Origin of the sequence: Pseudarthrobacter sp. lyk4-40-TYG-27 (genome assembly GCF_030209295.1) — a bacterium.
GTDB lineage: Bacteria > Actinomycetota > Actinomycetes > Actinomycetales > Micrococcaceae > Arthrobacter.
Genome location: NZ_JARVSH010000006.1, coordinates 124,073 through 139,568, shown reverse-complemented (window position 1 = coordinate 139,568; position 15,496 = coordinate 124,073). Strand labels below are relative to the sequence as shown.

Sequence of the window (15,496 nt, the reverse complement as noted above, 5' to 3'; positions counted from 1 at the left end):
GCTGCAAGACTGTCTGCACGAACTTCGGGTGGGGCCCGCTGCACGCGCACCGCTTCCCGCCCCGGGAAGGACAGGCAGCCCTTGTACATCTCGATCTCGGACCGCAAAGGCGGCCAACAGGACCAGGCCGGCGCCGGTCCTGCCTCGGTCCACCCGGCTTTCCGGTTGTCCCCGGTGATCATCTGGCTGGGCGTGGTCAGCATGATGACGGACATATCGTCCGAGTCCGTCGCCGCCATCCTCCCGCTCTACGTCACGGGCTACCTGGGGCTGTCCACCATCGCATTCGGTGTCATCGACGGAATAAACCAGGGCGCCAGCGCCATCGTGCGGATCGGCGCGGGCTGGGTGTCCGACCGCACCGGCCATCCCAAGTACGTGGCAGCTGCCGGCTACGGGCTGTCCATGCTGGCGCGGGCGGGGTTCCTCGTGGCCGGGGGCTTCTGGGCCCTTGCCGGCATCGTCACCGGCGACAGGATCGGCAAAGGAATCCGCACAGCGCCACGGGATGCCATGATCGCGGCGGAGGCCCAGCCGGAGTACCTGGCGCGCTCCTTCGGCATCCACCGGATGCTGGACAACATCGGGGCGGCCGCCGGCCCGCTCATCGCGTTCCTGGTCCTGATGCTGATCCCCAATGGCTTCAGCACCGTCTTTGGCGTCTCACTCGCCTTCGCCGTGATCGGCGTCGCGGTGCTTCTCCTGGTGGTGCCGGACCGGCTCCAGCGGCGGCGGCAACACCCCGGCCGGTCCAGGCCGGTCGTCAGCTGGAATCTGTTGCGGTGGTCGCGCCTGCGGGAACCGGGCCTGGCCCGCCCCATGGCCGCCGCCGGCTTGTTGGGCGTCCTCACCATCGGCGACGGCTTCATCTACCTCCTCCTCCAGCACCGTGAGTCCTTCGCCAGCCAGTGGTTCCCGCTGCTGTTCGTGGGCACCAACGCCGCCTTCCTGCTGTTCGCCGTGCCGGTCGGCAGGATCGCGGACCGGTGGGGGAGAGTACCGGTCTTCCTGGCCGGCCACGGTGCCTTGTTGGCCTGCTACCTGCTGGCCGGGCTGCAAACTGCAGGGATCCCCGCCACCATCGGTTGTTTGCTGCTCCTGGGGCTCTTCTACGCGGCAACTGACGGTGTCCTGGCGGCGCTTGTCAGCCAGCTGGCACCGCCCGAAAGGCTGGGCACCGCCCTGGGCACCGCGCAGACGGTGGTGGCCGTCAGCCGGATGGCGGCCGCATCCGGATTTGGCGTCCTCTGGTTCGCGGCCGGGCCGGGCATGGCCGTTGCCATCGCGACTGCGTTGCTGGCGGCAGCCATCGCAGGAGCAGCGCTGCTGTTCCGCGGCAGCACCGCAGCGGTGCCCGCCTCGTGAGGAAGCGGCTGCTCTTACTGCTTGCGGTCGTCATAGCCACACTTGGCGCCGCAGGTGCCCAGGCGTTCACCGCCTACCAGCAGTCAAGCGCGAGCCGGCAGGCCGCCCCGGACGTGCAGGTTGCCTCCGCCGGTGCATTGCCGTCCGGCCCCTTCGTGCTGTTCAGGAACACGGCCCCCGGCCAAGGATTCGGGGAGGCAGCCACTGCGGCCCTGTCTGAACCAAACGGCCGGCGGACCCTCCTGGGCAAGGCCTGCGACAGGGTCTACGCGGCCCGGAATCTGGTCAGCTGCCTGGAGACCAGGAACGGGATGCCCACCTCCTTCGAGGCTTCAACCTATGACGGGTCGCTGGTGCAGCAGGGGACGTGGGCACTCGGCGGGATCCCCAACAGGACACGGGTCAGTGCGGATGGTTCCCTGGTGGCCACCACCGTTTTCGTCTCCGGCCATTCCTATGCGTCGTCGAGTTTCTCAACGCAAACACTGATTGGCCCGGCGGACGGAAGCAGCCATTCCAACCTCGAGGACTACGCCCTGATGGACCATGGCGCGCGGATCAAGGCCACCGACAGGAATATTTGGGGCGTGACCTTCAGCCCTGGCAAGCCGAATGAGTTCTATGCCACCGCCTCGTCGCAGGGCAATATCTGGCTGGTCCACGGGGATATCGCCGCCCGGACGCTCACCATCGCCGCGTCCGGGGTCGAGTGCCCTTCGGTCTCTCCCGACGGGCAACGGATCGCCTTCAAGAAGAGCACATCGGGAACCCTGGCAGGAGCCCGGCAGCCCGCCGTCCTCGAGCTGGCCACCGGGAACGTCACCGTCCTGGGTGAGCAACGGGACCTGGACGACCAAATCGAGTGGCTTGACAACGGCACCATCCTGTACGGGATGCCCAGGGAAGGGGCGGGCCCGGACAGCGATATCTGGTCGCTGTCCCTGGAACCCGGTGCGGCACCCCGGCTGTTCATCGAGCATGCCTGGTCGCCCGCCGTCGTCCGCTGACAAGGCGGCTCCGCGGCCCTCAGGTTCGCCGCGGGCCGGCCGTTGAACCTGGCTGGTAGTAGCCGGCCAGCCGCGCCAGACCCTCGTCCAGCGATACCTCCGGGGTCCAGTCCAGGAGCCTCCGGGTTTCTCGCTGGTCGAACCAGTGGGCCGTGGACAGCTGCTCGGCAAGGAAGGCCGTCATGGGAGGTTCCTCCTGGCGGCCAAACCGGAGCCAGGCCCGTTCCACCACCGAGCCGGCAATCCGCGCAAGCCTGCCGGGCACGGACCACGACGGAGCCGGCACTCCGCCTGCAGCGCAGATGCCTGCCAGCAGCTCCCCGACAGGCCGGGGTTCCCCGTTAGTGACCACCAGGGCCTTGCCGTGGACGTGCCCCATGCGGTCCAGTGCCGCGACGATGGCGGCCGCCGCATTGTCAATGAACGTGGTGTCGATCAGGGCAGCGCCGGCATCGAGCAGGGGCAGCCGGCCCCGCGCGGCCCGCTCCAGCACACGCTCCACCAACTGGGTGTCTCCCGGACCCCATACGACGTGCGGGCGCACCGCGGTGGTGCGGAAGTCCTGGGCGTCCGCTGCGAGGGCCAGCAGTTCGGCGCGGGCCTTGGTGCGCGCGTAGTTCCCATGCGCGTGCCCGGGGTCCGCCGGTTCGGCGCCCTGCCCGGCGATTGCGGCGCCCGTGTTGGCCACGGAGGGGGATGACACGTACATCAGGTCCCGCACCCCGGCTTCGCGGGCGGCGTCAAGCAGGCGCCGGGTTCCCTGGACGTTCACCTCGTCAAAGTCCGCTGCACGGCCGGTGAAGGAAACCTTGGCGGCAAGGTGGACCACCGCGGCCATGTCCCGCACCGCGTCCCGGACCGCTGCATCGTCGGTGAGGGAGCCGCAACGGTCCTCGGCGCCGTCGACCCTGGAGGGACGCCGCTGGAAGGTGGCCACGGCGTGGCCCCGGCGTACCAGCAAAGCGGCCACCTCCCGGCCCAGGAGCCCGCTCGCGCCGGTGACCAGGACCTTCATGGCGTTCCCGGACGGCCGCCGGCGAGCACCTTCGCCGCCCAGAGGGACAGGCGGGTCCGGTCGATTTTGGCGTTGTGGCGGATATCTGTGGGCTGGGCGGGCACCACCAGGACAGCTGCAACGGACACGCCGGCTGCGGCCGCCGCCGCACGCACCCGTACGGCCAGCTGGGGATCAGCGGGACCGGCCTTGCGGACGGCCGGCACGGTTTCCACGACCGCGACGACGGCCTGGGTCCCCACCGGTCCCACTCCCACGACGGCGGCCATTCGGACACTGTCCAGGGATTCGATGGCCTGTTCGGGGCCCACCGGCGTTACCACCGACCCCGGAGCCGTCACGATGTGCGCCAGGCGCCCTTCCACCCACAGCCGGCCCTCGGCGTCGAAGTGTCCCACGTCCCCGGTGCGGTGCCAGCCGGCCGAGGCCGCGCTCGCCTGCTGGGTGAGCCAGAGCCGGTCGTAGGACTCCTTGACATGCGGGGCGCTGACCAGGATCTCCCCGGTGACACAGGGCGCCGTCACGGGCTCGGCCCCGGGACTGGTGCCGTCGCCGGGAGTGGTGCCGTCGCCGGGAACGGTGCCGTCCGCGGCCAGCGGGAGGATGGCAACCCGGGCGCCATGGACGGGCAGGCCCACGCAAACCCCGTTGCCGGCCCCCGCTACGTTCCCGGTACCGGCGGCGCGGATTTGTTCGAGGCTGATGTCGGTGACGGGAAGGGCTTCGGTCATTCCGTACGGCGTGTGCAGCGAGGCCCGGGGCAGCAGCCGCTGCACCCCGGCGAGCAGGGGTTCCGGAACCGGGGCGCCGGCGGAGAGCAGCAGTTCGACGCGGGACAACACCGCGGCGTCGCCGGTGGTGAGGCCGTCTTGGGTGGCCAGGACGTTGCGCAGTGCCGCAGGGGAGGCGAAGACCACCGTTGCGTCAACAGCCGCGGCCGCTCGGGCGAGGGCACGTGCCGTCAAGGTTCGGGGGGCCGTGACGTCCATGGCGGGCGTCACCGAGACGGCGCCCAGGGCCGGCCCCAGCAGGGCGAACGGCGCGAAGCCCGCCACCAGCCGGTCACCCGGATGGATCCCGAAGGTTTCCGCCACGGTGTCGCGCATCGCTGCCAGCTGCCGGTGCGTGTAGACGACGCCTTTTGCGGGTCCGGTGGAACCGGACGTGAACAGGACGGCTGCGGGCTGGTCCGGGTCCGGCCCGACGGCGGTGCGGTGTCCACTGCGGGAACCTGCCCGTGCCAAGGCGGTGAGGGACGTTTCCACCCCAAGGATGCGGCGGCGCGCGGCGGGCAGGTCGTGCACGCTGACGAGCCTGGCAGCCCAGCCGAGGGCCCGGGCTGCCGCCAGTGCCCTGTCGATCCCGACCATGACATCCGGGGTGGCACCCTTTACGGCACGGCTGAGCCCCCTGGTGCCCAGGCCGGCGTCGGCCACCACCACCACGGCTCCCAGGCGCAGGCAGGCATAGAGCGCCACCGTGAGGTCCACGCCGGGAGGGACCATCAGGCTCACGCGGCTTCCGCTGCCGACGCCCATTCCGGCGAGCCCGGCCGATACGTCGGCAACGTTTTTTTCCAGTTCTGCCCAGGTGAGCGAGCGGCCGGCGCTGCCGTCGGGCGCCATCTCGGAAATGGCGGTCCCGGTACCGGAAGGACCGGCCGACAGTTCACCGAGGAGTGCCCAGAGGGGGCGGAACGTGTCCTGCGCGGCGGGGACGGGGTGGCACTGTCCGGTGCCCTGCGTCCCGGCACTGCCGGCCGCCCCGGTTCCGTCCGTCCCGGCACCGCTGCCGGCGATGTTGGCGGTGAGCCAGTCGAAGACGGCCGGTGCGATGTCCCGGTCTTCCACGAGCAGGTGTCCGGCGCCCTCGTAGCGGTGCACCTTGGCTGCGGGTATCCGTTGGATGAGGTCCTTGAGGTACCGGTCGGAGAAGATCGGGTCCCGCGGGCCCCACAACATCAGGACGGGGACGTCCAGGCCGCGCAGGCCCTCGGCCACACGCGCCAGCTCCGGATGGCTGGGATGGGATGCGTCCACGGGGATATCGGCGACGAAGTTTCCCACCCCCTCACGGCGGGAAGCCCCGCGGTAGGGGGCCATGTAGGCATCGCGGATATCCGCGGGCAGCGGCGGGCTGGCGAGCGAGTGCGTCACCCGCAGGAAAGCGTCCGACGTCGTGGTTCCCCACTTGTGCACGGCGGGGTGAAGCGCCAGGCGCAGGGCGGCCGGGATCCGGGAACTGCCGGGTTGGTGGACGGCGGTGTTCGTGAGGACCACGCCGGCGAGCTGGTGCTGGTGGGCCAGGGCCCATCCGAGGCTGATCACGCCGCCCCAGTCGTGGCCGGCGGTGACCACCGGACCGTGCAGGCCCAGCGCATCGGTGAGGTCGCCGAGGTCCCTGATCCTGTCGGCGAGGCGGCGGAACACACCGGTGCGTTCGGAGAAGCCCATATCCAGTTGGTCCACCGCCACCACGCGCCAGGGATGGACCGGATCGGTTCCGGCGGCCAGGAAACTCCGCCAGAGGTAGGACCAGGTGGGGTTGCCGTGCACGCACAGCAGGGTTCCGGCCGGGGCCAGGCCCAGCCGCTCCAGTTGCGGGCCGTTATCGAGCACATGCCAGCGGCGCACCGTGCCTGCCGGGTCCGCGGCAGCGGTGGACGGAACCTCGATCCGGCGCGACCATTCGGCGTCCACTCCCGGCCAGGCCGCGGTCACCAAACGATTTCCAGCATTGCGGTGTTCAGGCCCGAACCGACGCCCATGCACAGGACCCTGTCACCGCTTCCCAGCGTCTGCGTCTCGGCGGCCAGCGTCATCGGCAACGACGCGGGGCCCACGTTGCCCCAGTGCGGGAAGGTGATGGGTACCTTGTCCGGATCAAGGTCGATCGCGTTGATGATCGCCTGGGTGTAGGCATTGCTCACCTGGTGCGTGACGTAGCGGTCCATCTCCGCCCAGTCCCACTCCGGCTGGGCCTCATGCCAGGCATCGACCACCAGTTGCAGGCCGCCGTCGAGCAAGCCCTTGGTGTCGGTGGCCATGCCGTCGATGCCGCCCACGCAGAGTTCGTGGTGCTCGGTGCCGGCCCGCATCACACCGCCCACGATCCGGTGGGCGCCCGGGTGCTGGTCCGCCGGACCCAGGACGGCGGCGGCCGCCCCGGAACCGAGCGTCAGGGTGGCGAATTCCCGGTTGAAATCGTCACGCGTCGTTTCGGGGCGCTGCAGCCGGGCAAGCGTGGCTTCCTGGGTCAGCTGGGCATCCTCGCCGTTAACGATCACTGCGTACCGGATCTGGCCGGAATCGATCATGTTGGCGGCCAGGGTCAGGGCGTTGACGAACCCCAGGCAGGCATTGGCGAGGTCGAAGTTCATGGCCGACGACGGCAGGCTGAGTCCGTGATGGATCTTCACCGCAACGGATGGTTCCAGGTTCCGCCGCGTCACTGACGTGTTGATCAGCAGGCCCACCTCCGACGCTTCGATGCCCGCCTCGGCCAAAGCTTTGGCGCCGGCCTCGATGGCAGCATCATCGAAAGAGGTCCCCGCGGCCCACCAGCGGCGGTGCGTGATACCGGCCACGCGCTCGAGCAGCCGCGGCGGAAACTTCAGCCTCTGCAGGGTGGAAGCCAGTTTGCGGTCGAAATCCGTGGAGCTGACGATCCGCGGAGCCTCGACGCTGCTTACGGAAAGCAGCGCGGTATTGCTGTGCCGGAAGGTTGCGTTACCTGCCAATTCAAGCCCCTCTTCGTTTTTGTCCTGCAGCCACGCGGTGACTGTACCCACATCAGTGCAGGCCCAAGAGCTTAACTATGCCTTTGCTGCGCCCGATCATGCATATTGGCCGGGGGCGCCGCCGCCGGCCGCGGAGTGCTGGACGGGAAATGTCGCTCCTGCGCAGTAGATTATAGGGAGCCGGTTCCAGCATCGTTCCCTACCCCCGCCAGGAGACCAGGAAAGCCTTGCACCTCAAAAGCCTCACCGTCCGGGGGTTCAAGTCCTTTGCGTCGGCCACCACCTTCGACTTCGAACCCGGCGTCACCGCCGTCGTGGGTCCCAACGGCTCCGGCAAGTCCAACGTGGTTGATGCCCTGGCCTGGGTGATGGGCGAGCAAGGGGCCAAGACGCTTCGCGGCGGCAAGATGGAGGACGTTATCTTCGCCGGGACGTCCGGCCGGCCGCCGCTGGGACGCGCCCACGTCTCGCTGACCATCGACAACACCGACGGCGCCCTGCCCATCGAATACAGCGAAGTGACCATTTCGCGGACCCTGTTCCGGACGGGAGGTTCCGAGTACGCCATCAACGGAGCCGGTTGCCGGTTGCTGGACATCCAGGAATTGTTGTCCGATTCCGGGCTGGGCCGGGAAATGCACGTCATTGTGGGCCAAGGGCAGCTGGACCGGGTCCTGCACGCCACCCCGGAGGACCGGCGCGGATTTATCGAAGAGGCGGCCGGCATCCTCAAGCACCGGCGGCGCAAGGAGCGGACGGTCCGCAAACTGGAGGCGATGCAGGCCAACCTCCAGCGGCTGACGGACCTCACAGGGGAGATCCGGCGCCAGCTCACGCCGCTTGGCAAGCAGGCGGAAGTGGCCCGCCGCGCCCAGCGTGTCCAGTTCGATGTCCGGGACGCCCGGGCACGCCTCCTGGCCGATGACCTTGTCCAGCTCCAGCAGGCCCTGGAACAGGACGTGGCCGACGAAGCCGCGCTCAAGGCCCGGAGGAACGCCGTCGAACAGGAACTTGAAGCCGGCCGCAGGCAGCAGGCCGCGCTGGAACAGCTTGCAGCGGAGGCCACCCCCCGGCTCAACGCTGCCCGCGACACCTGGTACCGGCTCTCCACCGCCCGGGAACGGCTCCGTTCCTTGGGTACCCTGGCCACCGAACGGAGCCGCCTGCTGGGCTCCGACGACGCCCCGGCACCGTCCGGGCGGGACCCGGAACAACTGGAACGCCAAGCCGCGCGGGTGCGGCAGGAGGTGGCCGAACTCGAAGCGGACATCGTGCGCCGTCGCGGAGTCCTGGACGCCGCAAGCACGGCGAAGGCCGACGCCGAACAGGCTGCGCGCGCCGAGGACCAGCGGCTCACCGCGCAGTTGAGGGCGGCCGCTGACCGCCGGGAAGGCCTGGCGCGCCTCGCCGGGCAGGTCGCAGCGGCACGGTCCCGGGTGGAGTCGGCCCAGGCGGAGCTGGGCCGGCTCCGCGAATCCCTTGCTGCCGGCACCGAACGGCGCGCGAAGGCACAATCCGAATTCACGGCCCTGGAAAACCAGGTGGCGGGAGTGGAGGAGGGAGAGGAGTCCCTCGACGCCGAGTACGAGGCCGCCAGTGACGTGCTCGATGCGGTGCTGGGCGACATCGCCGGCCTCAAGACCGCAGTCAACGAAGGAATTCGCAAACGCGATGCCCTCGTCGCGCGCCTGGACGCCCTGAAACTCGGCCTTGACCGCAAAGACGGCGCCCGGCACGCGCTGGAGTCCGGTCTTCCGGGCATCCGGGGCAGCCTCGCCGCCGCACTCACCGTGCACGCCGGGTTCGAGGCCGCGATCGCTGCTGCACTGGGGCAGGCGTCGGATGCTGTCCTCGTCCACGACGCCGGCACGGCGGCCGCGGTCCTGCAGGCCCTAAAAGACGACGACGGCGGCCGCGCGGCCCTCCTCCTGGCGTCCGCGGACGTGGACCAGCCACAGGACGCCCCGGACCTGGAGCTTCCCGGCGAGGCCCGGTGGGCTGCCGGACTGGTGGACGGCCCGGCGGTGGAGGTCTCCCTGGTACGGCACCTGCTGTCCGGAACCGTCGTCGTCCCCGGCATGGATGCGGCGGCGGCGCTCGTGGCCTCGCAGCCCGGCCTGACGGCCGTCACCCGGGAGGGCGACGTGTTCACCGCCGTCTCGGCCACTGGCGGATCGGCCAAAGCACCATCCCTCCTGGAGGTTCAGGCGGCCGTGGACGACGCCGGGCGTGAGCTGTCGGCCGTGACGGCGGACCTGGAGCGGAACAGGTTCGCCCTGGCCGCCGCCGAGGCCCGGCGCGCCGCGGCGCAGGAGGCCGCGGACGCTGCCCTGGACCGGCTGCATGAATCCGATGCCCGGCTCGCCGCCGTTGCCGAACGCCTGGGGCACCTCAATTCGGTCCTGCGCAGCGCCGTCGGAGAAAGCGACCGACTGGCAGCCTCCCTGGCCCGCGCCGAAGAGAACGTGGCCGCCGAGGAAGAGGCGCTCGCAGCCATCACCGCCCGGCTCGCGGCGGCCCAGGAAGCTCCCGTCGAGCAGGAACCCTCCACCGAACACCGCGATGAGCTGGCGGGAGCCGCGTCGGCCGCCCGCGCCGCCGAGGTTGAAGCACGGTTGTCCCTGCGCAGCGCCGAGGAGCAACTGGCAGCCACCGGCAACCGGGCAGCCTCCCTGGAACGCGCGGCCGCCACGGAGCGCCGGGCACGGGAGGAAGCGGCCGACCGCGCGCGGCGCCGCCGCATCCAGGCCCGGCGGGCCGCAGCCGTTTCCGCGGGCGTGGAGATGGCCCTTGGCTATGTGGATGTCTCCGTCGAGCTCGCCCGGCACGAACGCGACCTCGCAGAGGAGAACCGGGAGCTGCGGGACCGCGGGCTCCGGGACATCCGGGAATCCAACGACGCCCTGGCCCGCGAACTGGCGGACCTCACAGACAATGTGCACCGCGACGAACTTGCCCGGGCCCAGCAGCGGGCCAGGATCGAGGCGGTGGAAACCCGTTCCGTGGACGAACTGGGCATCACGCCGGAGGCCTTGGTCGCGGAGTTCGGACCGCACGTCCCCGTGCCGGTCCCGGCGGAAGAGTCCGGCGACAAATGGGCTGCCCTTCGTGCCCCTGTCGATGCCGGTGGCGAGGAGATCCGCGAAGGCAAACCCTACGTGCGGCAGGAACAGGAGAAGCGGCTGCGGAGGGCCGAACGGGACCTCGCAAGCCTGGGCAAGGTCAACCCGCTGGCGCTGGAGGAATTCGCGGCGCTGGAGGAGCGGCACCAGTTCCTCAGCACCCAGCTGGAAGACCTCAAAGCGTCCCGCCGGGACCTGCTCGATATCATCAAAGAGGTGGATGACCGGGTGCAACGGGTGTTCGCGGAAGCCTTCGAGGACACCCAGGCCCAGTTCGTCAGGGTCTTCGAGCGGCTGTTCCCCGGCGGCGAGGGGCGCCTGGTCCTCACCGACCCCGCCGACATGCTGACCACCGGCATTGACGTGGAGGCCCGTCCGGCCGGCAAGAAGATCAAGCGGCTCTCCCTGCTCTCCGGCGGCGAACGCTCACTCACCGCGGTGGCCCTGTTGGTGGCCATTTTCAAGGCCCGGCCGTCCCCGTTCTACGTCATGGACGAGGTGGAGGCGGCGCTGGACGACACCAACCTGGGGCGCCTGATCACCATCTTCGAGGAGCTCCGGGAGTCCAGCCAGCTGATCGTCATCACCCACCAAAAGCGGACCATGGAAGTGGCGGACGCGCTCTACGGCGTCACCATGAGGGGCGACGGCGTCTCCACCGTCATCAGCCAGCGGCTCGGGGCCGAGGTATAGCAGCCACACCTCCGGCATCGGAGCAGGTCAGGCGCCCCGCCGGGGGCCCGGACCGGGCGGACCCTGTATGAGAAGCTAGGGGAGTGAATGACATCCTTCCCATTGTCCTGTCCATCCTTGCTGCCGTGGTGGTCATCGGCGCGCTGATCCCGGTCCTGATCAAGACGCGGAGGAACATCACCCGCTACCCGGACACCCGGGACGCGAACGATCCCGAGGTCCGCTCCGGGGGCGGCACGGCAGTGGATGACAGCACCGGAACCATCGAACGCGGGACCCCCGGCGGTGCCGGCACCGACGTTGTCGACACCACCACCGTCCCGGACGATGCCGCCGGACTCGAAACCATTCCGGTCGAAACACCTCTGCCGGTCGCAGGGCGCCTTACCCGGCTGCGGGAACGGCTGGTCCGCTCCAACAACATCATGGGCAAGGGCCTGCTGGCACTGCTGTCCAGCGACCGGATCGACGAGAGCGTTTGGGACGAGGTGGAGGAAACACTCCTGCTCGCTGACCTGGGCACCGAACCCACCATGCAGCTGGTGGATGCACTCCGCGAGCGGGTCAAGGTCCTGGGCACCAGGACCCCCGAACACGTCAAAGCCATGCTCCGCGAAGAACTCATCAAACTGGTCGACCCCACCATGGACCGCAGCCTGAACGTGGAGCGGCATGCGGACAAGCCCGCCGTCATGATGGTGGTGGGCGTCAACGGCGTCGGAAAGACCACCACCGTAGGCAAGCTCGCGCGGGTCCTGGTGGCCGAGGACAAGGACGTCCTGCTCGGCGCAGCGGACACCTTCCGGGCCGCCGCCGCCGAGCAGTTGGCAACCTGGGGCCAGCGGGTGGGCGTTCCCACCGTGAAGTCCGACATCGACGGCGCCGATCCTGCGTCGGTCGCCTACGAAGCGGTGAAGGCAGGCATCGAGCAGGAAGTCGACGTCGTCATGATCGATACCGCCGGGCGCCTGCAGAACAAGGTGGGCCTGATGGACGAACTGGGCAAGGTCAAGCGCGTGGTGGAGAAGCTGGCCGAGGTGGACGAGGTCCTGCTGGTGCTGGACGCCACCACCGGCCAGAACGGCCTGAACCAGGCCAGGGTCTTCTCCGAGGTGGTCAACATCACCGGCATCGTGCTGACCAAACTGGATGGAACAGCCAAGGGCGGCATCGTCGTCGCCATCCAGCGGGCGCTCGGCGTGCCCGTCAAACTCGTGGGCCTGGGCGAAGGCGCCGACGACCTCGCCCCGTTCGATACCGAAAGCTTTGTTGAAGCCCTGCTGAACTAGCTGCCCGCCCCGCTGGCTCGCATTTGTTGTCGTTTTGAGGGCTCACAACGACAACAAATGCGAGTCAGTTGGGTTTAACCCGGAGGGTTTCCCGGGTGGGCAACCAGCCGCCGGCCGCCAGCAGCAGCATGGCGCCGGTGACCGCGAACGCCCAGCCGAAACCCAGGCCGTCCGCCAGCAGGCCCGCCACGACCGGTCCCACGATCGCCCCGACGTCGGACGTCATCTGGTAGGCGGCCAGCACCTTGCCGCCGGAACGCCCGTTGCCGATCACGTCCGCCACGGCGGCCTGCTGCGCAGGACCGAAAAGACCGGATCCGACGCCGGCCAGCGTCGACGCCGCGAGGAACCAGGGCAGATCGTGGGTGATACCGATCGACGCGGTTGACAGGCCGGCCACCAGCAGCCCGGAAATCATCATGGGCTTGCGCCCCAGGGAATCAGCGAGCCGGCCCGAGAAGGCCAGGGCGGCCGCGTTCCCGGCCGCGAACACGGCCAGCGCCAGGCCTGCCGCCTGCGGCCCCGCCCCAAAAGCGGCCGCGGCGAACAGCGGCACGGTTGCCATCCGGACGCCAAAGGTTGCCCAACCGTTCGCGAAGCTGGACAGGAGCGCCGACCGGTAGGTTCCGGTTGACAGGGCATCGCCGAAACGCATGTCCGGTGCGCGTTCCCGGGCCTCGCCGGTGCCACGGCGCTGATGGCTCAACTGGGTCTGCACCACGAAGGCTGCCACGAGCAGGGCCCCCGCGTACGCCAGGAACGGGACCCGCAGGCCCAACCCCGCCAGCAGCCCGCCCACGATCGGGCCGCAGACGTTTCCGATCAGGAACGCCGACGCATAGGCGCCCGACACCCGGCCCCTGCTTTCCGGGGGCGCCAACCGGATCACCAGGGCCATCGAGGCAACGGTGAACATTACCGAGCCGGCGCCGCCCAGGCCGCGGAACAGCAGGAGCTGCCAGTAGTCCTGGGCGAACGCGCACGCCGCAGTGGACAGCGCCACGATCAACAGGCCTGCGACGTAAACGGGGCGTTCGCCGCGTTTGCCGATCAGCGCACCCCCGGCAGGGGCGAAAGCAAGGCGCATGAACGCGAAGATCGCCACAATGACGGCGGCCTCGGTGTTTCCTACCCCAAAGGTTGTTGCGAATTGCGGCAATACGGGGGCAACAAGGCCGAATCCCAGCGCGATGAGGAACGCTGCGGCAAGCATCACCTTGATGTCCCGCGGAAGCTTCTCCCGTTGCGGCCTCAGGCGGGCCCAAATCCTTGCGGTGGCGCCGTTTACCGGGGGTGGTGCCGTCATGGTGCTGAAGTCCTTGCTGGAAAGGGAGCCGGGTGGCTGCGCGGGTGCGGAAACATAACCGTAACAAGGCGGATATGCACCATTTACTTCCTAGAGGTTGTTGTAACAGGCCCGCAATCTAAATCCTCCGCGGCCGAAACACGCCACCCACAAACTCATTACAGGACGCAAAAAGGCGTTGGCAGGCGGACAAGTCCGCACCGAAAGCAAGAGAGGACGTAGGCCATGGAACTCACCGCAGGTCTCGTTTGGCTCCTGGTTGCGGCAGCACTCGTGCTGTTCATGACCCCGGGCCTGGCATTCTTTTATGGCGGCATGACGCGCGCCAAGTCGGCACTGAACATGATGATGATGAGCTTCGTCGCCATCGGAACGGTCGGCATCACGTGGGTGCTGTGGGGCGCCTCCATGTCCACGAGCAACGAGGACAACTTCTTCCAGATCTTCGCCAACCCGTTCAGCCACTTCGGCCTGCACAACTTCACGGATCCGGCGGACCTGCTGAAGGTGGGCTACGCCGCAACGTTCGCGATCATCACCGTCGCCCTGATCTCCGGCGCCGTCGCGGACCGCGCAAAGTTCTCGGCCTGGGTGATCTTCACGCCGATCTGGGCCACGCTGGTCTACGCGCCGCTGGCCTTCATGGTGTGGGGCGGCGGCCTGTTCTCCAAGGACGGCTGGTTCGGCCAGACCTTCGCTCCGGTCATCGACTTCGCCGGAGGCACCGTGGTGCACATCAACGCCGGTGTTGCCGGCCTGGTGCTGGTGCTGATCATTGGTAACCGGAAGGGCTTCGGCAAGGACCCCAACCACCGCCCGCACAACATCCCGTTCGTCATGCTCGGCGCAGCCATCCTGTGGTTCGGCTGGTTCGGCTTCAACGCCGGCGCCGCCGCCACCGTCGAACAGGCCGGCCTGATCTGGATCAACACCCTGGCAGCCCCGGCCGCCGCGATGCTTGGCTGGCTCGCTGTGGAACGCATCCGGGACGGACACCCCACCTCGCTCGGCGCTGCTTCAGGCGTGGTGGCCGGCCTCGTCGCCATCACCCCGGCCTGCGCCAACGTCTCCCCGCTCGGCGCGATTGCCCTGGGCGTCGTCGCCGGTATCGCCTCTGCCCTGGCGGTCGGGCTGAAGTTCAAGCTCGGTTATGACGACTCCCTGGATGTTGTGGGCGTCCACCTCGTTGCAGGTGTCATCGGCACCGTTGCCATCGGCTTCCTCGCCACCCCGGACCAGGGGGCTGCCGGCCTGTTCTACGGCGGCGGCGCCACCCAGCTGGTGGCACAGGTCCTGGCAGCGCTGCTCTCCATCGCCTTCACCGCGGTGATGACCCTGATCATCGCCTACCCCATCCACAAGACCATGGGCTTCCGCATCTCCGAGCACCAGGAAATCGCCGGCGCAGACCTCAGCCTGCACGCCGAGACCGCCTACGAGTTCGGCGTCGGCGGCCACGGTGGCAGCTTCCAGCCGCTGCACGACATGGTGACGGGCAAGACCCAGGCGGAAAGCCGGGAATCCGCAGCCGGAGCACAGCAGGCACAGCCGGCAACAGGCAAGGAAAGTGTGGGGGCATGAAACTGATCACTGCAATCGTCAGGCCGGAAAAGCTCGAAACCATCCGGGAAGGACTGGAAGCTTACGGGGTCCAAGGACTCACCGTCAGCGCGGCCAGCGGATATGGACGCCAGCGCGGCTACACCGAGGTGTACCGAGGAGCCGAATACAATGTGGACCTGCTTCCCAAGATCCGCGTTGAAGTCCTGGCCACCGACGAACAGTCAGACGACATCCTGGACGTGATCATCGCCAGCTCCAACACCGGCCGGGCCGGGGACGGCAAGGTCTGGACCATCGACGTCCATGAAGCAGTGCGCGTCCGGACCGGGGAACGCGGAGTAGCCGCCATCTAGGCAGGCCACACCGGCCCTGGGGCCAGGAACGACAGAACGAAACA

10 protein-coding genes are annotated in these 15,496 nt (G+C 68.9%); 6 read left to right on the top strand and 4 right to left on the bottom strand.

Annotated features, from left to right (window positions below):
- Positions 1 to 81 precede the first annotated feature (81 nt).
- Positions 82 to 1,365 (top strand): MFS transporter, encoded by a 1,284-nt coding sequence (locus QRM96_RS12435; protein ID WP_285319872.1) that lies wholly within the window; start codon positions 82 to 84, stop codon positions 1,363 to 1,365.
- Positions 1,362 to 2,372: a TolB-like translocation protein gene (locus tag QRM96_RS12430; protein ID WP_285319870.1), complete on the top strand. Its 1,011-nt coding sequence runs from the start codon at positions 1,362 to 1,364 to the stop codon at positions 2,370 to 2,372. The genes QRM96_RS12435 and QRM96_RS12430 overlap by 4 nt, the downstream gene beginning before the upstream one ends.
- A 19-nt stretch (positions 2,373 to 2,391) precedes the next feature.
- Here the strand turns inward: QRM96_RS12430 and QRM96_RS12425 are convergent, their stop codons facing one another.
- The 3 genes from QRM96_RS12425 to QRM96_RS12415 are packed head-to-tail and all read right to left on the bottom strand — an operon-like array spanning position 2,392 to position 7,126.
- Entirely contained in the window at positions 2,392 to 3,387 is a 996-nt protein-coding gene (locus tag QRM96_RS12425) for an NAD-dependent epimerase/dehydratase family protein (protein WP_285319869.1), read from the bottom strand.
- Positions 3,384 to 6,110 (bottom strand): alpha/beta fold hydrolase, encoded by a 2,727-nt coding sequence (locus QRM96_RS12420; RefSeq protein WP_285319868.1) that lies wholly within the window; start codon positions 6,108 to 6,110, stop codon positions 3,384 to 3,386. The genes QRM96_RS12425 and QRM96_RS12420 overlap by 4 nt, the downstream gene beginning before the upstream one ends.
- Entirely contained in the window at positions 6,104 to 7,126 is a 1,023-nt protein-coding gene (locus QRM96_RS12415) for a 3-oxoacyl-ACP synthase III (RefSeq protein WP_026264216.1), read from the bottom strand. The genes QRM96_RS12420 and QRM96_RS12415 overlap by 7 nt, the downstream gene beginning before the upstream one ends.
- A 227-nt stretch (positions 7,127 to 7,353) precedes the next feature.
- Here QRM96_RS12415 and smc point away from each other — a divergent pair, with 227 nt between their 5' ends.
- The gene (smc, locus tag QRM96_RS12410) at positions 7,354 to 10,941 is read left to right on the top strand and encodes a chromosome segregation protein SMC (RefSeq protein WP_285319866.1); all 3,588 of its coding nucleotides are present in this window, start codon (positions 7,354 to 7,356) and stop codon (positions 10,939 to 10,941) included.
- Between the two features lie 83 nt (positions 10,942 to 11,024).
- Complete coding sequence (gene ftsY, locus QRM96_RS12405) at positions 11,025 to 12,230, top strand: signal recognition particle-docking protein FtsY (protein ID WP_285319864.1); 1,206 nt, start codon at positions 11,025 to 11,027, stop codon at positions 12,228 to 12,230.
- A 64-nt stretch (positions 12,231 to 12,294) separates the two neighbouring features.
- On the opposite strand, the gene QRM96_RS12400 is transcribed toward ftsY, so the two are convergent.
- A complete protein-coding gene (locus QRM96_RS12400) occupies positions 12,295 to 13,536 on the bottom strand; it encodes an MFS transporter (RefSeq protein ID WP_285319862.1) in 1,242 nt (413 codons plus the stop codon).
- A gap of 225 nt (positions 13,537 to 13,761) precedes the next feature.
- Between QRM96_RS12400 and QRM96_RS12395 the strand changes: the two genes are divergently transcribed.
- Both QRM96_RS12395 and QRM96_RS12390 read left to right on the top strand, forming a co-directional pair.
- A complete protein-coding gene (locus QRM96_RS12395; RefSeq protein WP_018760009.1) occupies positions 13,762 to 15,117 on the top strand; it encodes an ammonium transporter in 1,356 nt (451 codons plus the stop codon).
- Complete coding sequence (locus QRM96_RS12390; RefSeq protein WP_018760008.1) at positions 15,114 to 15,452, top strand: P-II family nitrogen regulator; 339 nt, start codon at positions 15,114 to 15,116, stop codon at positions 15,450 to 15,452. Before QRM96_RS12395 ends, QRM96_RS12390 begins: the two co-directional genes overlap by 4 nt.
- The last annotated feature ends 44 nt before the right edge of the window (positions 15,453 to 15,496 follow it).